At 71.6% G+C, this 25,844-nt stretch carries 21 protein-coding genes and 1 pseudogene; 7 read left to right on the forward strand and 15 right to left on the reverse strand.

What is annotated here, in order from left to right; genetic code table 11:
* Positions 1–17 precede the first annotated feature (17 nt).
* The 4 genes from FHS39_RS11245 to FHS39_RS11260 are packed head-to-tail and all read right to left on the reverse strand — an operon-like array spanning position 18 to position 4,305.
* Positions 18–1,274 (reverse strand): glycoside hydrolase 5 family protein, encoded by a 1,257-nt coding sequence (locus tag FHS39_RS11245; protein ID WP_246470139.1) that lies wholly within the window; start codon positions 1,272–1,274, stop codon positions 18–20.
* A gap of 15 nt (positions 1,275–1,289) precedes the next feature.
* A complete protein-coding gene (locus tag FHS39_RS11250) occupies positions 1,290–2,075 on the reverse strand; it encodes a carbohydrate ABC transporter permease (protein ID WP_184349668.1) in 786 nt (261 codons plus the stop codon).
* A gap of 44 nt (positions 2,076–2,119) precedes the next feature.
* Complete coding sequence (locus FHS39_RS11255) at positions 2,120–3,001, reverse strand: carbohydrate ABC transporter permease (RefSeq protein ID WP_184349131.1); 882 nt, start codon at positions 2,999–3,001, stop codon at positions 2,120–2,122.
* 8 nt (positions 3,002–3,009) lie between these two features.
* Entirely contained in the window at positions 3,010–4,305 is a 1,296-nt protein-coding gene (locus FHS39_RS11260; protein ID WP_184349132.1) for an ABC transporter substrate-binding protein, read from the reverse strand.
* A 174-nt stretch (positions 4,306–4,479) separates the two neighbouring features.
* Between FHS39_RS11260 and FHS39_RS11265 the strand changes: the two genes are divergently transcribed.
* The gene (locus FHS39_RS11265) at positions 4,480–5,529 is read left to right on the forward strand and encodes a LacI family DNA-binding transcriptional regulator (RefSeq protein ID WP_184349133.1); all 1,050 of its coding nucleotides are present in this window, start codon (positions 4,480–4,482) and stop codon (positions 5,527–5,529) included.
* A 25-nt stretch (positions 5,530–5,554) separates the two neighbouring features.
* Here the strand turns inward: FHS39_RS11265 and lysX are convergent, their stop codons facing one another.
* On the reverse strand, positions 5,555–8,926 hold the full coding sequence (gene lysX, locus FHS39_RS11270) for a bifunctional lysylphosphatidylglycerol synthetase/lysine--tRNA ligase LysX (protein WP_184349134.1): 3,372 nt from the start codon (positions 8,924–8,926) through the stop codon (positions 5,555–5,557).
* Between the two features lie 146 nt (positions 8,927–9,072).
* Here lysX and FHS39_RS11275 point away from each other — a divergent pair, with 146 nt between their 5' ends.
* Positions 9,073–9,267 carry a hypothetical protein gene (locus FHS39_RS11275; RefSeq protein WP_184349135.1) on the forward strand — a complete coding sequence of 65 codons (195 nt, stop codon included), beginning with the start codon at positions 9,073–9,075 and terminating at the stop codon, positions 9,265–9,267.
* A gap of 67 nt (positions 9,268–9,334) precedes the next feature.
* On the opposite strand, the gene FHS39_RS11280 is transcribed toward FHS39_RS11275, so the two are convergent.
* From FHS39_RS11280 to FHS39_RS11290, 3 genes are all read right to left on the reverse strand, one after another.
* Positions 9,335–10,741 carry a family 2B encapsulin nanocompartment shell protein gene (locus tag FHS39_RS11280; RefSeq protein ID WP_184349136.1) on the reverse strand — a complete coding sequence of 469 codons (1,407 nt, stop codon included), beginning with the start codon at positions 10,739–10,741 and terminating at the stop codon, positions 9,335–9,337.
* Positions 10,742–10,948: 207 nt separating this feature from the next.
* A complete protein-coding gene (locus tag FHS39_RS11285; RefSeq protein ID WP_184349137.1) occupies positions 10,949–12,361 on the reverse strand; it encodes a family 2B encapsulin nanocompartment shell protein in 1,413 nt (470 codons plus the stop codon).
* A gap of 149 nt (positions 12,362–12,510) precedes the next feature.
* Positions 12,511–13,728 carry a phosphodiester glycosidase family protein gene (locus tag FHS39_RS11290; RefSeq protein ID WP_343069511.1) on the reverse strand — a complete coding sequence of 406 codons (1,218 nt, stop codon included), beginning with the start codon at positions 13,726–13,728 and terminating at the stop codon, positions 12,511–12,513.
* Positions 13,729–13,949: 221 nt separating this feature from the next.
* On the opposite strand from FHS39_RS11290, the gene FHS39_RS11295 reads away from it, so the two are divergent.
* Both FHS39_RS11295 and FHS39_RS11300 read left to right on the forward strand, forming a co-directional pair.
* Positions 13,950–14,804 carry a phosphatidylinositol-specific phospholipase C/glycerophosphodiester phosphodiesterase family protein gene (locus tag FHS39_RS11295; RefSeq protein WP_184349138.1) on the forward strand — a complete coding sequence of 285 codons (855 nt, stop codon included), beginning with the start codon at positions 13,950–13,952 and terminating at the stop codon, positions 14,802–14,804.
* A gap of 296 nt (positions 14,805–15,100) precedes the next feature.
* On the forward strand, positions 15,101–15,367 hold the full coding sequence (locus tag FHS39_RS11300) for a hypothetical protein (RefSeq protein ID WP_184349139.1): 267 nt from the start codon (positions 15,101–15,103) through the stop codon (positions 15,365–15,367).
* A 3-nt stretch (positions 15,368–15,370) separates the two neighbouring features.
* Here the strand turns inward: FHS39_RS11300 and FHS39_RS11305 are convergent.
* From FHS39_RS11305 to FHS39_RS11315, 3 genes and pseudogenes are all read right to left on the reverse strand, one after another.
* Positions 15,371–15,727, reverse strand: a pseudogene (locus FHS39_RS11305) (YceI family protein); the annotation flags it as partial.
* A gap of 12 nt (positions 15,728–15,739) precedes the next feature.
* Positions 15,740–16,672, reverse strand: coding sequence for an SWIM zinc finger family protein (locus FHS39_RS11310; protein WP_184349140.1), 933 nt, complete (start codon positions 16,670–16,672; stop codon positions 15,740–15,742).
* Positions 16,669–19,569, reverse strand: a complete 2,901-nt coding sequence (locus FHS39_RS11315) for a DEAD/DEAH box helicase (protein ID WP_425507779.1) — start codon at positions 19,567–19,569, stop codon at positions 16,669–16,671. Before FHS39_RS11315 ends, FHS39_RS11310 begins: the two co-directional genes overlap by 4 nt.
* Positions 19,570–19,826: 257 nt before the next feature.
* Here FHS39_RS11315 and FHS39_RS11320 point away from each other — a divergent pair, with 257 nt between their 5' ends.
* Both FHS39_RS11320 and FHS39_RS11325 read left to right on the forward strand, forming a co-directional pair.
* Complete coding sequence (locus FHS39_RS11320; protein ID WP_184349142.1) at positions 19,827–20,888, forward strand: fatty acid desaturase family protein; 1,062 nt, start codon at positions 19,827–19,829, stop codon at positions 20,886–20,888.
* A gap of 38 nt (positions 20,889–20,926) precedes the next feature.
* Positions 20,927–21,109, forward strand: a complete 183-nt coding sequence (locus FHS39_RS11325) for a hypothetical protein (RefSeq protein ID WP_045931928.1) — start codon at positions 20,927–20,929, stop codon at positions 21,107–21,109.
* Between the two features lie 12 nt (positions 21,110–21,121).
* On the opposite strand, the gene FHS39_RS11330 is transcribed toward FHS39_RS11325, so the two are convergent.
* The 4 genes from FHS39_RS11330 to FHS39_RS11345 all read right to left on the reverse strand — a co-directional run bounded on the left by FHS39_RS11330 (position 21,122) and on the right by FHS39_RS11345 (position 24,803).
* The gene (locus FHS39_RS11330; protein ID WP_184349670.1) at positions 21,122–22,144 is read right to left on the reverse strand and encodes a TolB-like translocation protein; all 1,023 of its coding nucleotides are present in this window, start codon (positions 22,142–22,144) and stop codon (positions 21,122–21,124) included.
* Between the two features lie 23 nt (positions 22,145–22,167).
* Entirely contained in the window at positions 22,168–23,460 is a 1,293-nt protein-coding gene (locus tag FHS39_RS11335; RefSeq protein ID WP_184349143.1) for an MFS transporter, read from the reverse strand.
* Between the two features lie 2 nt (positions 23,461–23,462).
* Positions 23,463–24,299, reverse strand: coding sequence for an alkaline phosphatase family protein (locus FHS39_RS11340; RefSeq protein ID WP_184349144.1), 837 nt, complete (start codon positions 24,297–24,299; stop codon positions 23,463–23,465).
* 240 nt (positions 24,300–24,539) lie between these two features.
* Entirely contained in the window at positions 24,540–24,803 is a 264-nt protein-coding gene (locus tag FHS39_RS11345) for a hypothetical protein (protein WP_221462717.1), read from the reverse strand.
* A 123-nt stretch (positions 24,804–24,926) separates the two neighbouring features.
* Here FHS39_RS11345 and FHS39_RS11350 point away from each other — a divergent pair, with 123 nt between their 5' ends.
* Entirely contained in the window at positions 24,927–25,820 is an 894-nt protein-coding gene (locus FHS39_RS11350; RefSeq protein WP_184349146.1) for an oxygenase MpaB family protein, read from the forward strand.
* The last annotated feature ends 24 nt before the right edge of the window (positions 25,821–25,844 follow it).

A 25,844-nucleotide genomic window follows, 5' to 3' on the forward strand; every position in this document is an offset into this window, starting at 1 on the left:
CTGCGGGAAGGGAACGGCTACGGCACCTGCTCGGCCCGGAGCACCTCCGTGATGCCCCGCGCAGCCAGGTGCCCCGCATCGTCGGCGTGCTGCTCCAGCACCACCGCCGGCCGCCCCCCGGCGGAGGCGATCCGCATCCACGCCTCGAAGACCGCACCCCCCGGCCTGCACACCGAGCGGAACGGCGCCTCCCACACGTCCCCGGCATCCACGGCCAGCGCCGTCCGGCGCGGCTCGGGAGACGGCAGGCCCCCCTGCCGGAACTCCCGCACCAGCAGTGCCATCGCTTCCCCCGCGGGCTTGACCCGCCGGTCGTTGGTCAGCAGCCCGAGGCCGTACTCCAGCTCGGGGAAGTCCGCCAGGGAACGGTCCACGTCGTGCGAGCACCACCACGTCACGCCCCACACGTCGGGGCAGTCCAGCACGTTGCGCACGGTCGCCTCGGTGAAGGCCGCCGCCCGACCGGGCGGAATGTGCGGGGCGGGTGCCCCGACCTCCTGGAGCCACACCGGGCGCGAGGCGTCCTCGGCCCAGGCCTTGGAGAGTTCGACGAGATACGCGGCGTGCCGCTCCGTCGCCGCCCCGTGCGGCCCGTACCGCTGGGCGGTGCCGTTGAACACCCAGGAGTGCACCGCCGTCGCAGCCCCCAGCCGGGCCGAGTGCGCGGGCGTGAAGGGGTGCGTGCCGTCGTACCAGGCCGCGTCGTACGACGCGTGCAGATGCATCCGGCCCGGCGCGGCCTCCTCGCACGCCGCCAGCATCCTCCGCAGCCACCTGCCCGCCTGCCCGGCGTCGATCCGGTCGGGGTCGGGGTGCGGGGCGCCGGAGAACTGGTTGATCTCGTTGCCGACCGTCATGCCCAGGAAGTTGGGCCGGTCGGCGAGCGCCGCGGCGAGCACGGAGAGGTAGTGCGCCTGGGCCCGGACCACGTCCGGGTCGGTGAAGATGTTGCGGCGGTGCCAGGTGGTGGTCCAGGACGGCAGGAAGTCGAAGCTGGAGAGATGGCCCTGGAGCCCGTCGACGCCGACGTCGAGCCCGCGCTCGGCGGCCGCGTCCACGACGGCGGCGAGCTGTTCGACGGCGCGCGGCCGGACGAGCGTGCGGTTGGGCTGGAAGACGGGCCACAGCGGGAAGACGCGGATGTGGTCCAGGCCGAGGGCCGCGATGGAGTCGAGGTCGGCGCGGACCTCGTCGGGATCGAAGTCGAGCCAGTGGTGGAGCCAGCCCCGGGACGGGGTGTAGTTGACGCCGAAATGCATGGAGCCGAGACGCATGGAGGCGCAATCCCTTCAGCCCTTGACGGCGCCCTCGCCGACGCCGCGGAAGAAGTACCGCTGGAGGCAGGTGAACATCACGATGAGCGGGGCGACGGCGATGACGGTTCCGGCGGCGACCAGCCGGGGGTTCTGCGCGAACGTGCCGTGCAGGAAGTCCAGTCCGACGGTGAGGGTGAAGCGGTCGGAGTCGGACAGGACGATCAGCGGCCACAGGAAGTCGTCCCACGCCCCCATGAAGGCGAAGATCGCCACGACGGCGAGGGTGCCGCGCACCGACGGCAGCGCGATGCGCGTGAACCGCTGCCAGACGTTCGCCCCATCGATCACGGCGGCCTCCTCGATCTCGTACGGCACATTGGCGAAGGCGTTCCGCATGAGCAGCACGTTCAGCGCGCCCACTGCGCCGGGCAGGACGACGGCGGTGAGGGTGTTGTTGAGGTGGAGGTCGCGCATCATGGTGAACTGCGCGATGACGATCGACTCCAGCGGCACCAGCAGTGCCGTGACGAAGACGAGCCCCGCGAGCCTGCGGCCGCCGAACCGCAGCCGGGCCAGCGCATAGCCGGCCATGGAGGCGCCGACGAGGTTGGTGAGCACGCTGGCGAGGGCGACCTGGAGGGAGTTCAGCGCGTAGTCCCAGACCGGGATGATGTCCGCGACCGCCGTGTAGTTGTGCAGCGTGGGGTGGCGGGGCAGGAAGCGGGGCGGCGAGGTGTAGACGTCCTCGGTGGTGCCCTTGAGGGACGTCGACAGCTGCCACAGGAATGGGCCGACGGTGACGGCCAGGACCGCGAGCATCAGCAGGTAGCGCAGCGCCTTCTCCCAGCCGGACGTACGCCACGTCACGGGGCCTCCTTACGGTCCGCGCGCAGGACGAGGAGCATCAGCAGCAGCGTGACGGCGAAGACGACCAGCGAGACGGCCGAGGCATAGCCGACCCGGCCGCCGAGGCCGGTGCCGGTGCGCTGGACGAGCATGACGAGGGTGGTGTCCTGCCCGGCCGGGCCGCCGCTGGGCCCGGCCATCAGGAAGACCTCGGAGAAGACCTTGAACGCCGAGACGGACGACAGGGCGCCGACCAGCACCATGGTGGAGCGGACGGCAGGGACGGTGACGCTGGTGAAGCGGCGCAGGGCCCCCGCCCCGTCGACGGCCGCGGCCTCGTGCAGCTCGCGGGGGACGTTCCCGAGCGCCGCGAGGTAGACGACCATGTAGTAGCCCAGGCCCTTCCACACGGTCAGTGCCATGGCGCTCAGCAGCAACAGCCACTCGTCGCCGAGGAAGTCCACGGGGCCGGTGTCCAGCGCCCGCAGGATGCCGTTGACCAGGCCGCGGTCGTCCAGCATCCAGACCCAGATCAGGGACACCACGACCACGGACGCCACAACCGGGGTGTAGAAGGCGGACCGGAAGAAGGTGACGCCCGGCAGCTGCTTCTCCACCAGCAGCGCGAGCAACAGCGGCAGCAGCACGGTGAACGGCACGACCAGCAGCACATACAGGCCGCTGTTGCGCAGCGCCACCCAGAACTGTTCGTCCTCCAGCATGGCGCGGAAGTTGGCCAGGCCCGTCCAGTGGCCCGGCGTCAAGGTGCGGGCGTCGGTGAACGCCTTGCCGACGGTGCTCAGAAAGGGATAGAGGGTGAAGGCGGCGGTGACGGCGAGCCCGGGGAGGAGGAAGAGCCAGGGGCTCGCGGCCCGGTGGGTGCGGATGCGGCCGGCCATGGCGCGGTTCAGCCCTGCCGGAGCAGCTTGTTGCTCTGCGCGGCCGCGTCGTCCAGTGCCTGCCGGGGCGACTTCTTGCCCTGCAGGGCCTTGGCCACCTCATTGCGCAGGATCGTCTTCATTTCGTCGCTCATCACCACCGGCGTGTAATTGACCGCGCCTTTCAGCATCTTCGCCGAGGCCACCCTGACCCGGCCCTCGTCGGTGCCGTCCTCCTTCGTCCAGTACGGGTCGTCCAGCGAGCCCTTGGTGCTGGGGAAGATGGCGACCTTGTGGGCGAAGGCCTCCTGTTGTTGTTTCCCGGTGACGAAATGCGCGAAGGCGATCGCCGCCGCCTTGTGCTTGCTCCGGCTGTTGACGGCCAGGCCCATCACGTACATGTTCGGCTTGCCCGTGTTGTTGGGCGCGTCGGTGATGCCCAGATTGCGGTACAGGCTGGGTGCGTTCTCCTTGAACGTCTCCAGGTCGTGCGCCCCGCCCGGATTCATCGCGACCTTCTGTTCCAGGAACTTCTGGCCCGATTTCTCGGGGGTGTTGGTGAGCGCCTGCGGGTCGAGCCCGCCGTGTTCGTAGAGGTCCTTGTATTTGGTCAGCAGCTCGACGCCCTTGGGCTCGTCGTACGTGAACTTCGTCGCGTCCGCGTTCATCAGCTGCACCCCGTAGCGGCCGAAGTCCTCGATCGACGGGGTGGCGGCGAGAGTGGCGGTCTTCCCGCCGGACTGCCGGGCCATGCGGTCGGCGTCGGCGAACAGCTCGCCGTAGCTCCTGGGCGGCCGCTCCGGGTCGAGCCCGGAATCCCGGAACAGCGTCTTGTTGTAGAACAGCGGTCCGGTGTTGAGATACCAGGGGAAGGCGTACGAACCTCCCAGGCCCGGGAGGGAGTTGCCCTGCCATGCCTCGGGGGTGTATTCGCCCTTGAAGCGGGCTGCGGCCTTCTCCTTGTCCAGGTTCGTCAGCAGACCGGCCTTGGCCAGCGGATAGGAGAGATCGGGCGAGACATTGACGACGTCGGGCAGCGTCCCGGCACCGGCGTCGGCGCTGAGCTTGTCGGCGTAGTGCTCGGCCGGCTGGTCGAGCCAGGCGACCTTGACGTCCGGATTCTGCTTCTCGAAATCCCGGACCAGGCCCTCGAAGTAGTCCTTGAACTTGGCGCGGAGATTCCAGGTCTGAAAGGTGATCTTTCCCTCGGCCTTGCCGTCCGCGCTGCTTCCGCCGTCGTCCCCGCCGGATCCGCAGGCGGTCAGCGTCAGAGCGGAGACGAGCAGCGCGGCGGTGGCCGAGGCGGCTCTGCGTAAGGGAGGCATGGCCGTGGGTCTCCTTCGGTCGGGCCGGGAGTCGGCGGTCCAAAACCTGCACCCGTGAAGGGAGTCCCGTCAATACGTCGGGCACGACTTCCGCAAGGAACTAATGCGCTTTAGTGTGTTGGTCCGCAATGGGCGGGTGAATGCACGCTCATGCGCCCGAGGAGAGGGGCAGTCATGCGCCGAACGCCCGCCCGGCGTCCGACGATCAAGGACATCGCGCGCCGGGCGGGCGTCTCCGAGAGCGCCGTGTCCTTCGCGCTCAACGGCCGTCCCGGAGTGTCCGCCGCCACCCGCGACCGGGTGCGGCGCGTCGCCGAACAGCTGGGCTGGCAGCCCAGCACGGCGGCCCGGGCCCTGTCCGGGGAGGGCTCGGCCACCGTCGGGCTGGTGCTGGCCCGCCCTGCCCGGACGCTCGGCGTCGAGTCGTTCTTCCTGCAGCTCGTCTCCGGGGTGCAGGAGGCGCTGGCCGCACGCCGCTTGGGGCTGCTCTTCCAGGTCGTGGAGGACACGGACGCCGAGTGCGCGCTCTACCGCCGCTGGTGGGCCGAGCACCGCGTGGACGGGCTGCTCGTCGTCGATCCGCGGGACGGCGACCCGCGACCCGCGCTGCTCGCGGAACTTGGCCTGCCCGCCGTGCTCATCGGCGCCCCCGGCCACGGCACCGCCCCGCACGGCGGTGCCCTCTCCACCCTCTGGGCCGACGACACCGGCGCTATGGCCTCGATCGTGGACCATCTGCACACCCTGGGTCACCGGCGCATCGTGCACATCGCGGGCCTGCCGGGCCTCGCCCACACCCGGCGCCGCATCGAGTCCCTGCGCGCCGAGGCCGGCCGCCGCGGCCTGCCGGAGGTGACGTCCCTGACCACCGACTACTCCGACGCGCAGGGCGCCGAGGCCACCCGGCGCGTCCTGGCCGCCGACCCCCCGCCCACCGCGATCGTCTACGACAACGACGTGATGGCGGTGGCCGGGCTCGCCGTGGCCGCCGAGCGCGGCGTGTCCGTACCCGGCGAGCTCTCCCTCATCGCCTGGGACGACTCGGTTCTCTGCCGCAACACCCACCCCGCCGTCACCGCGCTGGTCCGGGACACGGCGGCGTTCGGCAGGCGCGCGGCCGAACACCTCGTCGCACTCCTCGACGGCGGCCCCGCCCTCGACGTCCGCGACCCGCTCCCACGCCTCGCACCCCGCGGCAGCACCGGACCCGCCCCCGGGCCGTGACCCAGGACGGCCGGGCCTTACGGACTCAGCGCTGCCGGACCAGCGGGAACGGCAGCGTCTCCCGGATCGACAGGCCCGTCAGGAACATCACCAGCCGGTCCACGCCGATGCCCAGCCCGCCCGTCGGCGGCATCGCGTATTCGAGGGCGCGCAGGAAGTCCTCGTCGAGCTCCATGGCCTCCGGGTCGCCGCCCGCCGCCAGCAGCGACTGCGCGGTCAGCCGCCGGCGCTGCTCCACGGGGTCGATGAGCTCCGAGTAGGCCGTGCCCAGTTCGGTGCCGAACGCCACCAGGTCCCAGCGCTCGGCGAGCCGGGGATCGGCCCGGTGCGGGCGGGTGAGCGGCGAGACGTCGGTGGGGAAGTCCTTGAAGAACACCGGCAGCGTGGTCCGCTCCTCCACCAGCCGCTCGTACATCTCCAGCACGATCTCGCCCCGCCCGGTCTCCGCCCGGAACGGCACGCCCGCCGCGTCGCAGTGGCGGCGCAGCACCTCGGCGGGAGTGTCCGGCCCGACCTCCTCGCCGAGCGCCTCCGAGAGGGCCCCGTAGACGGTCTTGACCGGCCAGCTGCCCGAGATGTCGTGCTCGACGAGCTTGCCCGAGCCGTCGCCGGCCGCCCGCAGCACGAAGGGCGAGCCGTGCGCGGCGACGGCCGCCTGCTGGATCAGCTCGCGCGTCAGGTCCAGCATCACGTCGTAGTCGGCGAACGCCTGATACGCCTCCAGCATCGTGAACTCGGGGTTGTGCTTGTAGGACACGCCCTCGTTGCGGAAGGTACGGCCCAGCTCGAAGACCTTCTCCATGCCGCCGACGCACAGCCGCTTGAGATACAGCTCGGGCGCGATGCGCAGATACAGGTCGAGGTCGTAGGCGTTGATGTGGGTGGTGAACGGCCGGGCGTTCGCGCCGCCGTGCACCGCTTGGAGCATCGGCGTCTCGACCTCCAGGAAGCCGCGGTCGAGCAGGCCCTGGCGCAGCGCCTGCACCGCGGCGCAGCGGGCCCGCACGGTCCGGCGGGTCTCGGGCGAGACGGCGAGGTCCACATAGCGCATCCGGACCCGGGTCTCCGGGTCGCTCAGCCCGCGCAGCTTGTGCGGCAAGGGGCGCAGGCACTTGGCGGTCATCCGCACGCGGGTGACGAAGACGGTGAGCTCACCGTGGTCGGTGGTGCCGACCTCGCCCTCGGCCTCGATGTGGTCGCCGAGGTCGATGTGCCGGGCGAAGCGCCGCAGGCACTCCTCGCCCGAGCCGTCCCGGGTGAGGGTCAGCTGCAGATCGCCGGACCAGTCGCGCAGCACGGCGAAGGCGACGCCGCCGTGGTTGCGTACGAGCATCACCCGCCCGGCCACGGTGACGCGCTCGCCGGTGCGGACCGAGGACGGCAGCCCGGGGTGCGCGGCCCGGACGGCGGCGAGGGTGTGCGTACGGCGGGCGTCCACGGGATAGGGCTCGACGCCCGCGGCGCGCAGCAGCTCCAGCTTGTGCCGCCGCACCCTGACTTGTTCGGGCAGGCCCGCCTGCTCCGCGGCCTCCGCCGCCAGAGCCGCCCCCGTGCTGGTGACGAAGCCCAGTTCGCTCACGGGCGGCAGCCCGGCCGTGGACACCGGGCTGGTGATGCCCCGGACCCGGCCCCGGCTCCACAGCTTGCCCAGGCTCGGCACCGAGACGAACCCCTCCGCGATGCCCGCTGCCAGCCCGATCCTGGCCAGCGCCCCGGCGTCGGCGTAGGACAGGAAACGGGGGTGCCACTCGGGGTCGTACTTGACGTTGGAACGGTAGAGCGCCTCCAGCTGCCACCACTTGGAGAAGAACAGCAGCAGCTTCCGCCACAGCCGCAGCACCGGCCCCGCGCCGATCCGCGCCCCTTCCTGGAACGCGGCACGGAAGACGGCGAAGTTCAAGGAGATGCGCTTGATGCCGAACTTCCCGGCCTGTCCGCACAGCTGGGCGACCATGAACTCCATGACCCCGTTGGGCGCGGCCCGGTCACGGCGCATCACGTCCAGCGAGACGCCGTCGCGGCCCCACGGCACGAACGACAGCAGCGCGATCATGTTTCCGTCGCTGTCGAAGGCCTCGACGAGCAGGCAGTCGCCGTCGGCCGGATCGCCCAGGCGCCCCAGCGCCATCGAGAAGCCGCGCTCGGTCTCGGTGTCGCGCCAGGCGTCCGCGCGCCGGATGACCTCGCCCATCTCCTCGTCGGTGAGTGCGGCGTGGCGGCGGATGCGGGTGGTCGCGCCCGTGCGCTCGACGCGGTTGACGGCCTGGCGGGTGATCCGCATCTTGCGGCCTTCGAGGTCGAAGGAGGCGATCTGGAGGATGGCCTCGTCGCCCAGCTGGAGGGCGCCCAGGCCCGCCCGGGCGTAGGCCCGGGCGCCGTCCTCGCTGGCCCCCATCACCGCCGGCTGCCAGCCGTAGCGGCCCGCCAGCGACAGCCAGGCGTCGATGGCGGGGGCCCAGCTCTCGGGATCCCCGAGCGGGTCGCCGGAGGCCAGGCAGACCCCGGCCTCGACGCGGTAGGTGACGGCGGCCTTGCCGCTGGGGGAGAAGACGACGGCCTTGTCCCGGCGGGTCGCGAAGTAGCCGAGGGAGTCCCGGCCGCCGTAGTGGCCGAGGAGGGTGCGGATGCGGAGCTCTTCGTCGTCGTGCAGGGCGGCGACCAGGCGCTGCGAGCGGAAGAGCGTCATGGCGGCGTTGAGCAGCGCCAGCGCGCCGAGCAGCCCCAGCAGGAAGTAGACCCAGTGCGGCGGGTGCCCGGCGAAGTGCCGGCCACCGACCAGCCCGCCGCACACCTTGTTGGCGGCGAACAGCAGCCGGTTGCCGCCGCCGCGCTCCAGAGAACCCGGGAAGAGCGACACCAGGCCCCAGCCGATGACGATGGCCACGGCGAGCCCGGCCACCAGCACCAGCAGGGCGCGCAGGAACGCACCCCGCCGCGAGGCCGCGTAGAACTCGCGGCGGGCCAGCACCAGGACCGTCAGCGCCACGGCGCAGACGGCCAGCGAGGGGATTATGTCCCAATAGCCCACGGCGAGCAGCAGCGCATCCGCGAGCAGGAGCAACGCCAGATAGCCGAGGACGAACCAGAGCGCGACCCGCTTGCGGGCGGCCATCGCGGTGGCCAGCAGCAGCAAGAAGACGGCGTAGGCCAGATTGGCGGCGGTGGGCACCGTCAGGACGGACAGGCCGTAGACCACGGGGCGGGCCGCCCGCCGCAGCGGCAGGATCAGCGAGGTGAGCGCGCAGAAGAGCCCCAGCAGGCCGAAGAAGATCGCGAAACCGTTGGGCACCCGGTGCAGGAAGCGCTGCCAGGCGGAGACCAGCTCACTGTGCTCGGCCGTTTCCTGGATCGTTTCCTGCCCCGGGACCGGTCCGCGGTCCCCGGCTGTGCGGCTCATTCCGTCAGCCTAGGCAGGCCGCGGGTCCCGCGCCTGTCGAATGCCACGCGCATCCATACCCGAATGGAGTATGCCTGCCGCGCAGGTCGGGGCGGTCCAATAGGCGAGACTGACCAACAACCGCAGCTCCTTCGAGGAGGTCCGCCATGGCCGTTTCGATCTCCGTGGTCCTACTGCTTCTGATCCTGGCGGTGGTGTTCCTGCGCAATGGAGGGCTGCGCCTCTCGCATGCGCTGGTCTGTGTCCTGCTCGGGTTCCTCCTGGCGAGTTCGAGCGTGGCGCCCACCATCTCCAACGGCATCTCGGCCACGGCGGAGATCGTCAGCGGCGTACGGCCCTGACGGGCGCCGTGCCCGTCAGTGACCGCAGCTGCCTTGGCCGGTCGGACGGCCCGACCACTGTGGGGGGTCAGCGTCCGATCTCGACGTCCTCCAGGACGCCCAGCGCGTCCGGCACCAGGATGGCCGCCGAGTAGTAGGCGCTGACCAGGTAGGACGAGACCGCCTGCTCGTTGATGCCCATGAAGCGGACGTTGAGGCTGGGCTGGTACTCGTCGGGGATGCCGGTCTGGTGCAGGCCGACGACGCCCTGGTTCTCCTCGCCCGTGCGCATGGCGAGGATGGAGCTCGTCCCCGTGTCGCTGATGGGGATCTTGTTGCAGGGCAGCAGGGGGACGCCGCGCCAGGAGCGGACGGCGCTGCCGAGCACCTCGATGTTCTTGGGGTAGAGGCCGCGGTTGTTGCACTCGCGGCCGAACGCGGCGATGGTGCGCGGGTGTGCCAGCAGGAACTGGGTCTTGCGGCGCCGGGAGAGCAGCTCGTCGAGGTCGTCGGGGGTGGGTGGGCCGCTGCGGGTGTGGATGCGCTGGCCGAGGTCGGCGTTGTGGAGGAGGCCGAATTCCCGGTTGTTGACCATCTCGTGTTCCTGGCGTTCGCGCAGGGCTTCGATGGTGAGGCGGAGTTGCTGTTCGAGCTGGTTCATCGGCTCGTTGTAGAGGTCGGCGACGCGGGTGTGGACCCTCAGCACCGTCTGCGCCACGCTCAACTCGTACTCGCGAGGCTTGAGTTCGTAGTCGACGAAGGTGCCGGGGATGGCGGGCTCGCCGCTGTGCCCGGAGGTGATGGCGATATCGGCCTCGCCCCGCTTGTTGGCGGGCGGCGTGGGCCGGGAGGCGAAGTCGTCGACGTGGGCCCGCAGGGCGGGCGAGCGGTCGGCCAGCTCCTGGAATGTCTGCACGGGGAGCGTCAGAACGGTGCAGCGTGTCAGGGCGCGTACGGTGAAGTGCCAGGTGCCGTCCGGCTCCAGGGGCACGCGCTCGCCGAAGTAGTCGCCGTCGGCCAGGGTGCCGAGCGTGGTCTCGTCCCCGTATTCGCCGGTGCCCGTCTTGGTGAGCTTGCCGTGGGCGATCAGGAAGACCTGGTCGGCGGGCTGGCCGGCCTCCACCAAGGTGTCTCCCGGCGCGTACTGCCGCTGGACGAATCCGTCCGCCAGCGCCTCCAGGGTGTCGCTGTCACCGAACCCGCGCAGCAGCGGCAGCTCTCCGAGCTCCGGGGGGATGACCCGTACCTCGGTGCCAGTCGAGGTGAACTCGACGCGGCCGTCCCCGACGGTATAGCTCAGCCGCCTGTTGACCCGGTACGTGCCGGCCGACACCTGCACCCAGGGCAGCACCCGCAGCAGCCAGCGCGAGGAGATCCCGCGCATCTGCGGTACGGACTTGGTGGTCGTGGCGAGCTGGCGTGCGGCGTCGGTGCCGAGGCTCAGCTGGGACCGGTCCTGCTGGTCGGAGTGCTCCGGCTCCACTGACGTGGTCATAAGTGATGATCACCCATCTGTGCGATACAGGGACTGCGATACAGGACGAAGTCGTGCTGCTGCGATGTGCGGGGAACGGGCACGCGTACGCGGGGAGCCGGGCGGCGGCTGTGTCCAGGCCCCTGGACCGGCCCGGCACCCGGTTCGCGTCCCCGTCGAGGGCAGCGGTGTCGCTTCCGCTGCCCGTGATGCCTTTCGAACGGCCCGTCAGTGTCCGACTTCGACGTTCTCGAGAATTCCGAGGGCATCCGGAACGAGAACAGCGGCCGAATAGTAGGCACTCACCAGATAGGACATGATGGCCTGGTCGCTGATGCCCATGAAGCGGACGGAAAGGCTCGGCTGGTATTCATCCGGAATTCCCGTCCGGTGCAGGCCGACGACGCCTTGTGACTCCTCGCCCGTACGCATCAGCAGGACGGAGCTGATGCCGGTCTCGGTGATGGGGATCTTGTTGCAGGGGAAGAGGGGCACTCCCCGCCAGGCGGGCACCGCATGGCCGCCCACGTCGACGCTGTCCGGGTAGACGCCGCGGCGGTTGAACTCGCGGGCGATCGCCGCGATGGTGCGCGGGTGGGCCAGCAGGAAGCCCGGGTCCTTCCAGACGGTCGCCAGGAGGTCGTCGAGGTCGTCGGGGGTGGGTGGGCCGCTGCGGCTGTGGATGCGCTGGCCGAGGTCGGCGTTGTGGAGGAGGCCGAATTCCCGGTTGTTGACCATCTCGTGTTCCTGGCGTTCGCGCAGGGCTTCGATGGTGAGGCGGAGTTGCTGTTCGAGCTGGTTCATCGGTTCGTTGTAGAGGTCGGCGACGCGGGTGTGGACCCTCAGCACCGTCTGCGCCACGCTCAGCCCGTACTCGCGGGGAGAGGGCTCGTAGTCGGCGAAGACGCCCGGCAGGGACGGCTCGCCCACATGCCCGGAGGCGAGCTCGATGGCCGATTCCCCGTGCTCGTTGTGCGGGCGTCCGGCCGCCGTCCGAAAGGCCTCGACATGGGTGCGGAGCTGCGGCGAGCGCTCCAGCGCGTCCAGAAAATCCTGGCGTTGCAGGGTCAGCACCGTGCAGGCGGTCACGGCCCGGACCGTGAAGTCCCACTGCCCGGCCTCGGGGGCGGCCAGCGCCTGGTCGCCGAAGTAGCCGCCGCCGGCCAGGACTCCGAGTACGACCGGTTCGCCGTACTCCCCGGGGTGCACCCTCTCGGCCTTGCCGTGCGCGACCAGCACCACCTGGTCGGCCGGTTGGCCCACCTCCACCAGGGCGTCGCCCGGCACGAACTCCCGCTGGACGAAGCGGTCCGCCAGCGTCCGGAGCACCTCGGCGTCCTCGAACCCCCGCAGCAGCGGCAGCTCGCCCAGCTCCGCCGGGATGACCCGCACCTCCGCGCCGGTGGTGAAGAACTCCACCCGGCCGTCCCCGAGGGTGTGCGTCAGACGGCGGTTGACCCGGTAGGTGCCACCGGAGAGCTGCACCCACGGCAGCAGACGCAGCAGCCACCGAGAGGTGATCCCCTGCATCTGGGGAACGGACTTGGTCGTGGTCGCCAGATTCCGGGCGGCCTCGGTGCCCAGACTCAACCGGTCCGGTGGATTATCCGTTCCCGTTCCGGACTCCACTGACGTCGTCATAATCGAATGCCCACCCATCCCATGCGGAACTGTCCATTACGGAACGCGGGAATTGCGTGCGCCGATGAATTCCCGCCCGACCCCGTTCGAAGTTAGCAGCGGGCTTCGGTGCGCGCGATCACTCAAAAGGATGGGATTGAACTGTGATGTCACCGTCGGATAAAAACGCCGATGCCGTTGGGCACGGCCCGCTCGACGCCGCCCGACGGATGGTTGCGCACGGCCGAGTGCGCGCTCCCCGGCTTGCGGGTCACGAGCGTGGAGGAGCCGCCGCCGTCGAGGTTGAAGGCGTCGTCGGCCCCGAGCCTGCGCATGGTGCGGGCGAGCTCCGCGACGGTCAGGCCCGAGCGGTAGGAAGCGCCGCCGTCCAGCGCCAGCAGATACAGCCGGTGCCCGTGGTCGGCGGCGCCCGCGGCGGTCCGAACAGCCGGGGTCGCCGCATCCAGTCCGGACAGCAGACGCCCGCCGCGCAGGATCGGGAAGCCGCCGATCGCGAAGCGCAGCGCGCCGGACCGTCTGCCCACCAGCCGCGGCTCGACGTCCACCCGGTCCCCGACGCCCAGCTTCCGCAGCTGCCGCGCCCCTTCCTCGCGCCCCACGAGCACCACTGAACCGGCGGCGATGCCGCCGCGGCCCGGTCTGCCCGCCACCGAAGCCACCCGGCCTCGCCTGACGGTCAGTTCGTAGGTCTCGTCACTGCACGGCGCCCCCCGGTCCCGGTCGGTGCCGCACGTCGCCCGTCGGCGCGAGGTCTTGCCCCACGCCGAGGTGAAGGCGCCGATGCCGTCGACGGGCAGGGCGTACTGGTTGAGGCCGTTGAGCGGCAGCTCCCCGTCCTCCGTCTGCACCGAGCCCTCCAGCGCGAGCCGGTCCAGCCGCGCCACCTTGTCGGTGCCCACGGCGAAGACGTCCTCCGTGGTGACGCCCGACGGCATCTCCGGTCCGAACCGCTGCCCGTCGGGCACCGCCGCCTTGAGCGCGTGCCCGTCCGCGACGGCCGGGCCCACCGGCGCCCCGGTCGCCTCCACTCCCGGGTGCTGGTTCTCCGCGATGTTGAAGAAGTCCCCGTTCACGGCGCCCACCGCGGAGTCCCGGTCGGCCAGCTGGGACACCTTGGCGCGCGCCCCCACCGCCCCCGCGTACAACAAGTCCACCGATACCCGGCGGTTGCGCAGGTCCACGGTGAGCAGATGTCCGTACGCCCGTCCGTGCGCCCCCTTCAGTGAGAAGCCCCGGTACGTCACGCCCGAGGCGATCGCGGCCGGGGACCCCAGCTGCAGCTCCGTGCTCTCGTCCGCCTTGGCCCAGGCCACGCCCCCGTCGATCAGCGAGACCCATGCCACCAGCACCGTCATCACCGCGCGCACGCGGTGTCCACGTCTATTCACTGTCACCCCAGAGGTCCCGTCAACTCTTCTGTGAGTCAGGGGACTTATTCATGCCCCGGAAGAACGCCGAGGAACGCACCGATGTCGACCCGGGCAACTCTCGCCGCGTCCCTGCCAAAAGGCCCTGCGGGCCCCGATACTCACTGACGTCAGCGTGCGCAGCCCGCGAGTATTCGCTCACCCGACCGGGAGGCAGCCCCATGAGCCCTCATACGCGCCGAGCAGCCCTCGTCACCCTCGGAGCAGCCCTCGCGGGCTCCTTCGCCGCCCCGGCCTTCGCCGACTCCGCCGCCGGCGGGCCCCTCGGCGAGCCGCCGCTGCGCCACGCTCACGCCCACAACGACTACGAGCACCCGCACCCGCTCACCGACGCCCTCTCGCACGGCTTCAACAGCGTCGAGGCCGACATCTGGCTCGTCGACGGCAAACTGCTCGTCGCCCACGACGCCTCGCAGCTCGACCCGGCCCGCACCCTCGAAGCCCTCTACCTCGACCCCCTGCAACGCCGCATCAAGGCCAACCGCGGCCGCGTCTACCGGGGGTACGACCTGACCGTGCAGCTGCTCATCGACATCAAGACCGCGGGCGACCCCACCTACCGGGAGCTGGCCCGGCGGCTGCGTCCGTATCACGCGATGCTCAGCGTCTTCTCGGGCGGCCGGGTGCGGCGCGGCGCGATCACCGCCGTCGTCTCCGGCGACCGCGGCGCGCGGATCCCGATGGAGGCGGAGCGCGTGCGGCACGCCTTCTACGACGGCCGGCTGACCGACCTCGGCGGCCCGCCCGCGGCCTTCGCGCCGCTGATCAGCGACAACTGGAACGAGCACTTCAGCTGGCAGGGGAACGGTCCCGTGCCCGAGCGGGAGCGCGCCCTGCTCAGACGGATCACCGCCACCGCGCGCGCCGAGCGCCGCCACGTGCGATTCTGGGCCACGCCCGACCAGCCGGGCCCGGCTCGCGACGCGCTCTGGCGCGAACTGCTGGCCGCGGGCGTGGACTACCTCAACACGGACGACCTCGCGGGCCTGGAGGCGTTCCTCCGCACGGTGCGCTGACGTCTCGGCGGTCACCCGGTGAATCGTACTGTTAGCGGATCTTTCCGGCCGCGACGCCACGCGCGGAACCCACCTGATGGAATGTCGCGATCCGGCGCGGAACGTGTGGCGGTACGGTCACCACGCCGCCGCGTCACCGCCATCGCGGGGACGCTGGCGCCATGGCCACTCCACCGGGATCGCCGTACGGACCGCCGCCCGCGGGGCCGCCTCCGGGCGGCTTCGGACCCGCCCAGCCGCCCTGGCAGCCCCAGCCGCCGCCCCGTCGCGGTGGCGGACGAGGAATCGCGATCGCCGTGACCGCGGTGCTGGTGGTCGCGGCGATCGCGGTGGGCTCGGTGCTGGTCATGAGTGGCAAGAGCGGCAACGGCAAGCCGGGAAAGGTGGGCTCGCCCGGCGGAGCGAGCGGCCCCTCCAACTCCGGCTTGCCGAGCGGCGTGCCGTCGTGGCTGCCGACAGAGCTCCCCTCCGGTCTTCCCTCGGGCCTTCCGTCGGACCTGCCCACGAGCCTGCCCACGAGCATTCCCACAGACCTGTTCGGCGCCGCGGCCGGCAGCGGGTGAGCTTCACTCCTGCGGCACGGCCTGGATGTCGAGTTCGACGCGCATGGTCGCGCCGATCATCGCGATGCCGCGCCGGATCATGGAGCGCCAGTCCAGGGTGAAGCCCTCGCGGTGCAGCTCGGTCGAGGCGGAACAGGCGGCGCGGGTCTCGCCCATGATGGTGCCGGTGCCGGTGCCGGTGCCGGTGCCGATGCCCAGGTAGCGGGTGTCGAGCGAGACGTTCCGGTTGACGCCGTGCAGGTTGAGCACGCCTTGGACGGCTCACCGGGAGCCCCCGAGGTGCACGAAGCGCTCGCTGGTGAACTGCATGTACGGGTATGCGGCGACGTCGAGGAACTCGGGGAAGCGCAGGTGTGCGTCCTCGGCTGCCGCCTACCCGAGTGCGGCCGCGGTAAGCCTGGCGATCGAGGCCTGCGGCGGACCGGCCGCCGTGAGCCGGGCCGCGTCCTCGCGGACGGTGGGTTCCGCCGGAAGCGGCGTCAGCTCGTGGCCGGGCGCCAGGGCTTCCTCCAGCAGCATCCGGGCACGGACTGCCGCGTCCGCGGCCAGGAACTCCAGTGCCGCGACGTCGACCTCGCAGCCGGCCGGTACGTCACCGGCCGACAGGGGCGACCGTACGGGCGTGTCCGCGACGGGAAGGGGAGCGGGCAGTGGGGGGAGGCGGTGGCGCGCGGTGAACGCCTCGTGCGCGAGAACTCCCGCCGGGGGCCGGGGCGCATGCGCGGTGTTGCGTTCGGCACCGAGCTCCTGCACCCGCTTCACGAGCTTGCTCTCGCCCCGCCCCCGCATCAGCAGCAGCACGAACGGGTCCTCGTCCAGCAGCCGGGCGACCTGGTGGCAGAGTGCCACCGTGTGGGCACAGTGGTCCCACGCCTCACAGGCGCACTCCGGCTCCAGATCCCCGATGCCCGGCAGCAGCTCCACGCCCACGGCCTCCGCGTCCTCCACCAGCTCCGGCGGCATCTCGCCGTCCAGCAGGGCCGCGAGGTGCCCGGCGCGCCCGGCGACCAGCTCCAGCAGGCGCGCCCAGTCGGCCGCGGAGAGCTGCTGGACCAGCACGTCGGAGCGGTACGACATGCCGTCACGGTCGCGTACCACCGCGGTGATCCGGCCCGGCTGTACGGACACGGCACCGACCGCCCCCGCCCGGGCGTGCCTCCGGCCGGCCTTCACCTGCTTGCCGTCGAGTGCCGTGTCCTCAAGCGCTTTCAGCCACGTCCGGCCCCACCAGCTGCGGGCGAATGCCGTGCCGCGCACCGGAGGCAGGGCCTCGAAGGTGCGCTCGGATGCATGCTGCGTGGTCATCGGGTCCCCCTCAGCGCCACGAGTTCGGCCAGCTCGGCGTCGCTCAGCTCGGTCAGTTCGGTGATCTCGGTGTCCCCGGCGCCCAGCACTGCATCCGCCAGGGCTTGTTTGCGCGTCAGCATCTCGGCGATCCGGTCCTCGACCGTGCCCTCGGCGATCAGCCGGTGCACCTGGACCGGCCGGCTCTGACCGATGCGGTAGGCACGGTCGGTGGCCTGTGCCTCGACGGCCGGGTTCCACCAGCGGTCGAAGTGCACGACATGCCCCGCGCGGGTGAGGTTCAGCCCCGTCCCGGCCGCCTTGAGCGACAGCAGGAAGACCGGCACCTCGCCGTCCTGGAAGCCGCGCACCATCTCCTCGCGCCGCGCCACGGGCGTACCGCCGTGCAGCAGCTGCGAGCGCACACCGCGCGCCGTCAGATGCCGCTCCAACAGCTTGGCCATCTGCACGTACTGGGTGAAGACCAGCACGCTGCCGTCCTCGGCGAGGATGGTGTCCAGCAGTTCGTCCAGCAGCTCGACCTTGCCGGAGCGGCCGGGGAGACGCGGGCTGTCCTCCTTGAGGTACTGGGCAGGGTGGTTGCAGATCTGCTTCAGCCCGGTCAGCAGCTTGACGATCAGCCCGCGGCGCGCGAACCCGTCGGCCTCGGCGACCTCGGCCAGCAGTTCCCGTACGACGGCCTCGTACAGGCCCGCCTGCTCCTTGGTGAGGGCGACCGCGTAGTCCGTCTCCGTCTTGGGCGGCAGCTCGGGTGCGATGCCGGGGTCGGACTTGCGGCGGCGCAGCAGGAAGGGGCGCACGAGCGCGGCGAGCCGCGCGGCGGCCGCGGGGTCGGCGCCGCCCTCGACGGCGCGGGCGTGACGCCGCCGGAAGGCACCCAGCGAACCGAGCAGGCCGGGGGTCGTCCAGTCGAGAATGGCCCACAGCTCCGAGAGGTTGTTCTCCACCGGTGTGCCGGACAGCGCCACCTTGGCCTTGGCGCCGATGGTGCGCAGCGCGACTGCCGTGGCGGAGTAAGGGTTCTTCACGTGCTGGGCCTCGTCCGCGACGACCAGGCCCCAGCCGGTCTCGGCCAGTCGCTCCGCGTCCAGCCGCATGGTGCCGTACGTGGTGAGGACGAACTCCCCGTCCGTCACGGCCTCCAGGGAGCGTGACGGGCCGTGGAAGCGGCGCACGGCGGTGCCCGGGGCGAACCGCTCGATCTCGCGCCGCCAATTGCCCATCAGGGACGCCGGGCAGACGACGAGGGTCGGCCCCTCGGCGCCGGGCAGGGTCCGGCGGTGCAGATGGAGGGCGATGAGGGTGACGGTCTTGCCCAGGCCCATGTCGTCGGCGAGGCAGCCGCCGAGCCCGAGGGAGGTCATCCGGTTCAGCCAGTCCAGGCCGCGCAGCTGGTAGTCGCGGAGTGTGGCCGCCAGTGCGGCGGGCTGGGCGACGGGTGCCCGGGCGGCCTCGGGGTCGGCGATCCGGTCGCGGAGCGCGGCCAGCCAGCCGGTCGCCTCCACGGCGACGGTCTCGCTCTCGTCGGCGTCGGTGCCGTCCGCGTGCGTCCGGCCGGTGAGCGCGGCTCCCAGCGCCTGGATCGGTGTGACCGTGCGGTCGCGGCGGGCGCGGGCGCGGCGCACCGCCTCGGGGTCGACGAGCACCCATTGGCCGCGCAGGCGAACGGCGGGGCGGCTCGCCTCGGTGATCCGGTCGAGCTCCTCTCTTGTCAGCTCGCGGTCGCCGAGGGCGAAGCGCCAGCTGAAGGAGAGCAGTGCGTCGGCCGACAGCAGGGAGGGCATCGCCGAACCCTGCTCACCCAGTGGGCGGTTGTCGTCGTCCGGCGGGCCCACGACGGCGCGCGTCGTGAACGTACGGACGAGATCCTTGGGCCAGTGCACCTCGACCCCTGCGGCGTCCAGAGCCGCCGCGGCGGCGCCGAGCAGCTCGCCGGCTTCCTCGTCGGACAGCTCGATCGCCTCGGGGACGGCGGCGGAGAGCAAGGGTGCGAGCACCGGCCAGGCGTGGACGGCGCGGCGCAGGGCGAGCAGGGCGTTTGTCCGGGCACTGCCGCCGAACGTGGCGGCGGTCCACACGTCGGACACGTCCGCGACGAGCGCAGGGTCGCCGAGGCTGTGCAGCTGCAGGACGGCGCGGAAGCGCGGGGCGGGCGGCTCTTCGGAGCCGTCGACATCCGGGGCAGGTGTTCCGGTCGGCAGGAGGACTTCGATGCGCAGGGAGAGCCGTACGCGGCCGTCGTACGCGGCGGCGGTCTGCTCGGCCCTGGTCTGCCGCCGACGCGGCTGCGGCTGTGGATCGGAGACGGCGAATGCGCGGCCGCCGGCGGCGAGCGCAGCCGCGGGAGTGCGGGGGAGGCCGTCGGCGACGGCGTCCAGGAAGGCGCGGACGAGGCCCTCCGGCTCGGGCAGCAGCAAGGGATCGGTGCCGGGCAGCGGCACGGCGTGGGCGGCCGGCGGCATGGCGGCGGCCAGCTCCTGTACCCGGCGCAGGTCGCCCGGGGTCAGCGGACCCACCCGCCAGGTGTCGTGGTCGGTGGCCGTGATGCCCGGCAACAGCTTGCCGGTGGCCGCCAGTTGCAGGGCGAACACGGCAGCGGTGCCCCAGAAGGCGGCGGCCTCGTCGGCCCCTGCCGCGCGGGCACGGGTCAGCACGGGAAGGGCCTCGCGCACGGGCAGCACGGTGGCCCGTACGGACGCGGTGCAGACACCGGGCCCGTCGGCTACGGCGACGGTCAGCTCCTCGATGGCGCCCGTCGCCATGGGCGGTTCGCCGTCCGGCAGCCAGAAGGCGACGCGACCGGCGCGGGCGGGGTCTCCGGGGAGGAAGACGGCCTGACAGCGGGTGAGGCGGGTGAGGTCGGACGGGCTGATGGAGGGCGGTGCGACAGAGGGCAGGGTCACGACGCTGCGCATTCCTCAAATTTGACTAGTAGTGCTCAGAGCGGCCGAGAGTACAGGACGCGCCTCCCGAACGAAGGCCTTGCGCATGTGAGCCGCGCCACTTCACCTGCGCAAGGTGGAGGTAACCCCCTGGGGCATCCGGGGCGTTGCCCCCCACCGGTCCGGGTGGTGACTCCATGGCCGCACTCCACCCCTCGTCCGTACGTTTCGTGAGGTCCGACACGCGCCACCGCCAAGCCACCGGAGACCCCATGCCCCAGGCCAGTGCCGTCCTCCCGGAGCCCGTCACAGGCAGCGACTTCGCTCCGCTGCTGCGCCAGGTCCGGGCCGCAGGCCTCCTCGAACGCCGCAGGGGCCGGTACGCCCTCACCGCCACCACCGACCTGCTCGCCCTCGCCGCCACGGCCACCGCGATCGTGCTCACCGGCGACTCCTGGTGGACCCTGCTGCTCACCCTTCCGGCCGCGGTGTTCTGGGCCCGGATCGCCTTCCTCGGACACGACAGCGGACACGCACAGATAGCCGCCACCCGTCGCACGAACCGCGCACTGGGCCTCGTCCACGCCGATCTGCTGCTCGGGATGAGCTACGGCTGGTGGAACGACAAGCACGTGCGCCACCACGCCAACCCCAACCACGTCGACAAGGACCCCGACGTCGGCGTGGGCGCACTGGTGTGGACCCAGCGGCAGGCCGCCCGCCGACAGGGGCTCGCCCGGTGGCTCACCCGCAACCAGGCCTGGCTGTTCTTTCCCCTGCTGCTCCTGGAAGGCATCAATCTCAAGGTCTCCAGCGTCCTCGACCTCAAACGCCGCGACGCACGCGACCGCCGGACCGAAGCCGTACTCCTCGGCGTGCACACCGCCGCATACGCCACCTTGCTGCTGACGGCCATGTCACCCGGCAAGGCGCTCGCCTTCGCGCTTCTTCACCACGCCCTCTTCGGCCTCCACCTCGGCATGGTCTTCGCCCCCAACCACAAGGGCATGGAGATGCCGGATCCCGACGGCGAACGCTGGGGACATCTGCGCCGCCAGGTCCTCACCTCGCGCAACGTACACGGCGGGCCGGTCACCGACTGGCTCATGGGCGGCCTGAACTACCAGATCGAGCACCACCTCTTCCCCAGCATGCCGCGCCCCGTTCTCCGGCTCGCCCGGCCCCTCGTCCGTGCCCATTGCCGGGCGGCCGGTCTGTCGTACGCTGAAACAGGACTCGTCGACTCCTACCGGCAGGCGCTGCGCCACATGCACGACGTCGGCGCCCCGCTGCGGGCCGAGCGAGGAAACGGGCACGGCCGCCGGGCGTTGTGAACGCACGGAGCGGCAGCCGTCGCGAAGGAGGCACGGACATGACCAACCGGACCAAGGTGGCCGTTGGTGGCGTCGCGGCCGGGGTGATCCTGCTGTGGCTGCTGCCCTTCTGGGCGGCGCTGCTGGTGATCGTCGGGGTACCGGTGGGCGCCTATCTGCTGCTCGACCCCTCGCAGCGCCGGAGGCTGCGCCGGGTGTCCCGCAAGGAACTGCGGCGTTAGTAGCCGACCGCTTCAGGAACGGCCAGTGAAGGCGGGCGCGAGCGCCGCCTTCAGGGCGAGAGCTGGCTTGCCCGACCCGTCGGCCGGTACGGTCCACAGATCGGATCCGTAGTCGCCCGGCAGCGAGTAGACCAGGGTGTGTCCGTCCCGCCAGACCGCCTGGTCGTCCACGTTCCGCCGCTCTGCCGTGGCGCTCTCGCGCAGGGTGCGCAGATCCAGTACGTACAGCCTCCAGGGCGCATCGGAGGATGCGCCCTGGACGCGCTTCTTGTAGGCGATGCGCGTTCCGTCGGGGGAGAGCGAGGGGCATTCGACGTTGGTGTGCAGGGCGTGCAGCGTCCGCGCTTCGCGGTCGCCGCCCACCAGATACGTCTTCCCGCCGGTGGCGACCGTGGCGTAGAAACGGTTGGCGTCGGCGAAGGTGACGCCCCAGACATTGAGGTCCGACGCCCGGTGCAGACGGTCGTCGAGGAAGAACCGGTAGGCCTCCAGGTCGCGGTCCAGGGTCCAGGTACGGGTGTCGAGGACCGAGGTGCGGGTGGAGAAGGCGGTGCCGGCGTAGGAGTCCCCGCTGACGAAGACCGTCCAGGCGACGCTGCGCCCGTCGGGGGAGACGCGGGCCCGGGTGGGGACGCCGGCCAGGTCGTAGTGGCGCAGCTCCCGCAGGTGGGAGTCGAGGACAGCGGCGCGGTAGGTGTCGCGCAGCCTGCCGTGGACGGCCTGGAGGCAGATGCCGGTCCCGGCTGCCGTGTGGAAGCGCAGGCAGCGGATGCCCGAGGCCGTCCTCGGGCCGCCGAGATCCGCCGTGGAGACGGAGGTGATCTCGTCCCGGTGCGGACCCCAGGCCATGTTGCGGAAGACACTGCGGCCCGGGGCGTCGAGGGTGACCGTGCCGGAGCGCACGGGTGGGCCGCCCGCCTGCGCCCGGTCCTTCTCGGCGGCCCGCCCGGCGGCGTGGAGCGTGGCGGCGGTGGCGAGACCGCTCAGCAGCAGCACTGCGGCGACCAGGACGAGCAGGCGGTTCCTGCGGCTCAGGCGGGCCATGGGCGTCCGGCTGTTCAACGGGCGTCCTCCTGGGTGGTGTGCGGGGCGGCGGGGCGCAGGAGCGGCACGCTCGCGGCGGCGCAGACGGCCAGACCGGCCGCGGCCGCGCCCAGGGCCGTGCGGTCTCCCCAGGCGGTCCAGGCGGCGCCGAAGGCGATCGAGCAGACGAAGCGGGCGGTGGCCTGGCCGGTCTGGACGACTGCCAGCCCGCTGCCCCGGACCGCCTCCGGGACCGCGTCGGCGGTCGCCGCGGCGAGGACTCCGTCGGTGGCGGCGTAGAAGCTGCCGTGCAGCACCAGGACGAGGCAGGCGAGGGCCGGGGTGCCGCCCGCCGGGACGATGAGGACGCCATAGGCGCCCAGGAGGGCGAGGTGCCCGCAGAGGAACAGCCGTCGCCGCCCGACGCGGTCCGCAACCGCGCCCAGCGGCAGGGCCAGCAGCAGGAAGGCGGCCGCCGTGCCCAGCGGCAGCAGCGGGAACCACGACTCCGACAGGTGCAGACGGCGCTGCAAGGTGAGGTACAGGAAGGAGTCGCTGACAGTGGTCAGACCCAGGAGAACGGCACAAGCGGTCAGCCGGCGTACCTCCGGGCGGCGCAGCAGCCCTCGTACGTGCGTCTCGTGGCGGCTCGTGGGCGCATCGGTGCGCCGGGGGCCGCCGTGGTGCCCGGGTACGAACAGCAGGAGGACGAGGACGCCCAGTGCCGCCACACAACCGCTGACGGTGAAGACGGCGTCGTAGCCGTCGGCGGCGGCCCGCAGGATCAGGAAGGCGACGAGCGGGCCGAGCAGCGCTCCGGCCGTGTCCATCGCACGGTGCGCGCCGAAAGCCCGTCCCCTGCCGGCGGGTTCGCTCGCCAGCGATATCAGGGCGTCGCGCGGTGCGGTGCGCAGCCCCTTGCCCGTACGGTCGGCGGCCAGCACGGCACCGATCAGCGGGAGGCTGTGCACGAGGAGCAACAGCGGCTTGCACACGGCGGAGAGGCCGTAGCCGACGGTGGCCACGGCCTTGTGGCTGCCGCCCCGGCGGTCGGAGAGCCGGCCTCCGACGAGGCGCACGAGCGCGCTGGCGCCGTTGTACACCCCGTCCAGCAGGCCGAAGCCGAGCGGCGACAGGCGCAGTCCGGTGACCAGGTAGAGCGGCAGTACGGCGGTGACCATCTCCGAGGAGACGTCGGTGATCAGGCTGACGGTGCCCAGGGCGAGCACCGTGCCGGGGACGACGGCGGCGGCCCGCCGGCCGGCGCGTTGCGCACGGCCGGCGGTGCCGGGGGCGTCCGGGGTGGTGCGGCTGTCGGCGAGGTACACCGTCAGCTGTTCCAGATGCCGGTGATGTCCTTGCCGTTGGCGGCGTTTCCGGCGTGCGGCAGGCCGTACATGCTCTCGAGGGTGCGCAGCACGTCGTAGTGGTTGTACGTGGTGTCCGACGTGGCGCCCGCCTTGACGGGCTGGCCGTAGACGACGGTGGGGATGCGGTTGCCGCTGAGCCGGTTGTCCTCGTCGAAGGTGATCAGCAGGAGGCTGTTGTGGCTCTTGGCCCAGTCCGCGTAGCCCTTGAGGTTGTTCTTCAGCCAGGTGTCGCCCGTGCCCACCGAACAGTCGTGCATGTCACTGCAGAGGTTCGGCACGACGAAGGACACCGTGGGCAGCGAGGCGTAGTCGCCGGGGAACTTGGCGAAGGTGTGCGCGCTGCTGGTGGGGACGTTGCCGAAGCCGAACCAGGGGTTGTGCTTCTGGGCGTACTTGCCGCTCTTGCAGGTGGTGGAGCCTTCGGCGGGAAGGGACTCGTTGTAGCTGGCCCAGGTCTTGCCCGCGTCGATGAGCTCGGAGGCGAGGTTGGCCTCGGAGCTGAAGCCCGGGTCGACGCAGCTGTCGTCCGTGACGCCCTGGGTGTCACCCGAGAAGAGGGCGTAGTAGTTGGGCTGGCTGGGGTGGGTCTCGGCGTAGGAGGCGGTCAGGCTGGCGCCGCCGGAGGCCAGGGAGTTGATGTACGGGGCGCTGGAGCTGCCGATGACCTGGTCGTAGGCGTGGTTCTCGAGGACGACGACCACCACGTGGTCCGGGGCGGGCAGCGCCGCGGAGGCGGCGGAGGAGTCCGAGGCCCACAGGCCGACGGACGTGGCGGCGAGTCCGCAGGCCGCGGCCATGGCTCCGAGGTGGCGGCGGCGGGGACGACGTGGGCTGTTGGCTTGAGGGGCTGCGGCAGGCACGAGGTCCTCCGGGCGTGGGGAGTTGGACAGGGCATGGTGGGTGCGCTGGCAGCGTAGGGCGGACGCAGTGGCATGTACACGACTTGCAGATGGCGGCTTCGGAAACGCCGGCCGATCGGTGCGCGACGCACGATGGTCAGTGGTGGGAGCACTTACTGGGCCCGCGGCTGCCCGCCGTTACGAGGCGGGCAGGCCGAGCAGCGTACGGGCCACCGCCTGCGGCGATTCGCCGCGCTCGCGGGCCAGCGCGATCACGGCGCGGCACGCAAGCTCGTTCACTCCGAAGGAGAGGGCCTCCGGCGAGACCCAGCGCGCGGCTTCCGCGCTGCGTTCGTAATCGTCGTCCACACAGGCGGCCACATAGGCCGCCGCGGCCTCGAAGAGGTTGTGCCGCCTGTCGGCGGGCGATCGCGGGGCGGGCGCCTGTCGCGCATCGTCCATGCGTTTGCGGAGTTTGTCGAACACGCGGATCACCTGCCCCCGGAGCGGCTTGTCCTGCGGTCGTTCAAGTGTGCCCGCGGTCCGTAGAGTTGAACCTCCGACCAACGAAGGGGCGGCCGCCGAGTGAAGCGCTATGACTGGCTCAAGGAGATCCGGAGGCTCGACCCGGAGCGCGACTTCCTCCGCATCTACCGGATCACGGCGACCCTGGAGTTCCCCTGGGACGTGACCCGGGGCTTGGAGCTCGCCCTCTACCGGACCTACGCCGTGCCCAGCATCGGCCGGCTGCTGGGGGAGACGGGCGAGTTCACCGGCCGTCCGCAGAAGCGCTACGACGACACCGCGCTGCTGCTCGACGCGGTCGTCGAGCACGGCTTCGACAGCGTGACCGGCCGGTCGGCGATCCGCCGCATCAACCAGATGCACCGCAGTTACGACATCAGCAACGATGACATGCGGTACGTCCTGTGCACCTTCGTGGTGATTCCCGGCAGGTGGCTCGATGCCTACGGCTGGCGGCGGCTGTCGGACCACGAACGGCGCGCCATGGCCGTCTACTACGCCACGCTCGGGCGGCACATGGGGATCCAGGACATCCCCCGCACCTACGCAGAGTTCGAGCAGTGCCTCGACGCCTACGAGGCGGCGCACTTCGGCTGGTCCGAAGGCGGACGGCGGGTCTCGGACGCCACGCTCGACCTGATGGCCTCCTGGTATCCCCGCCCCCTCGCGCCTGTGGTGCGCGGTGCAGGCAAGGCTCTGCTGGGCGAGTCCCTCCTGCGCGCCTTCCACTACGAACGTCCGCACCCGGCCGCCCGTGCCGTGATCCAAGGAGCCCTGCGCGCCAGGGCCAAGGCCGTCCGCCTCCTCCCGCCGCGCCGCACCCCGCACTACGCCCGCCAGAACCCGGAGATCAAGGGCTACCGCACCGGCTACAACGTCGCCGAACTCGGCACTTTCCCCCGGGGCGGCTGCCCGGTGCCCCACCGCGGAACGGCTTCCGATACGCCTGAATGAGCTGAAGACCGTGCCGGTCCCGGC

The sequence above is a fragment of the Streptomyces olivoverticillatus genome (assembly GCF_014203555.1).
GTDB classification, from domain to species: domain Bacteria; phylum Actinomycetota; class Actinomycetes; order Streptomycetales; family Streptomycetaceae; genus Streptomyces; species Streptomyces olivoverticillatus.

What these genes read in the sequence shown, in the direction of transcription:
- FHS39_RS11245 (WP_246470139.1), bottom strand. Translation starts at nt 1,274, where the DNA reads ATGCGTCTCGGCTCCATGCATTTCGGCGTCAACTACACCCCGTCCCGG.
- FHS39_RS11250 (WP_184349668.1), bottom strand. Translation starts at nt 2,075, where the DNA reads ATGCTCGCGGTCCTGGCCGTCACCGTCGGCCCATTCCTGTGGCAGCTG.
- FHS39_RS11255 (WP_184349131.1), bottom strand. Translation starts at nt 3,001, where the DNA reads ATGGCCGGCCGCATCCGCACCCACCGGGCCGCGAGCCCCTGGCTCTTC.
- FHS39_RS11260 (WP_184349132.1), bottom strand. Translation starts at nt 4,305, where the DNA reads ATGCCTCCCTTACGCAGAGCCGCCTCGGCCACCGCCGCGCTGCTCGTC.
- FHS39_RS11265 (WP_184349133.1), top strand. Translation starts at nt 4,480, where the DNA reads ATGCGCCGAACGCCCGCCCGGCGTCCGACGATCAAGGACATCGCGCGC.
- lysX (WP_184349134.1), bottom strand. Translation starts at nt 8,926, where the DNA reads ATGAGCCGCACAGCCGGGGACCGCGGACCGGTCCCGGGGCAGGAAACG.
- FHS39_RS11275 (WP_184349135.1), top strand. Translation starts at nt 9,073, where the DNA reads ATGGCCGTTTCGATCTCCGTGGTCCTACTGCTTCTGATCCTGGCGGTG.
- FHS39_RS11280 (WP_184349136.1), bottom strand. Translation starts at nt 10,741, where the DNA reads ATGACCACGTCAGTGGAGCCGGAGCACTCCGACCAGCAGGACCGGTCC.
- FHS39_RS11285 (WP_184349137.1), bottom strand. Translation starts at nt 12,361, where the DNA reads ATGACGACGTCAGTGGAGTCCGGAACGGGAACGGATAATCCACCGGAC.
- FHS39_RS11295 (WP_184349138.1), top strand. Translation starts at nt 13,950, where the DNA reads ATGAGCCCTCATACGCGCCGAGCAGCCCTCGTCACCCTCGGAGCAGCC.
- FHS39_RS11310 (WP_184349140.1), bottom strand. Translation starts at nt 16,672, where the DNA reads ATGACCACGCAGCATGCATCCGAGCGCACCTTCGAGGCCCTGCCTCCG.
- FHS39_RS11320 (WP_184349142.1), top strand. Translation starts at nt 19,827, where the DNA reads ATGCCCCAGGCCAGTGCCGTCCTCCCGGAGCCCGTCACAGGCAGCGAC.
- FHS39_RS11325 (WP_045931928.1), top strand. Translation starts at nt 20,927, where the DNA reads ATGACCAACCGGACCAAGGTGGCCGTTGGTGGCGTCGCGGCCGGGGTG.
- FHS39_RS11340 (WP_184349144.1), bottom strand. Translation starts at nt 24,299, where the DNA reads ATGGCCGCGGCCTGCGGACTCGCCGCCACGTCCGTCGGCCTGTGGGCC.
- FHS39_RS11345 (WP_221462717.1), bottom strand. Translation starts at nt 24,803, where the DNA reads ATGGACGATGCGCGACAGGCGCCCGCCCCGCGATCGCCCGCCGACAGG.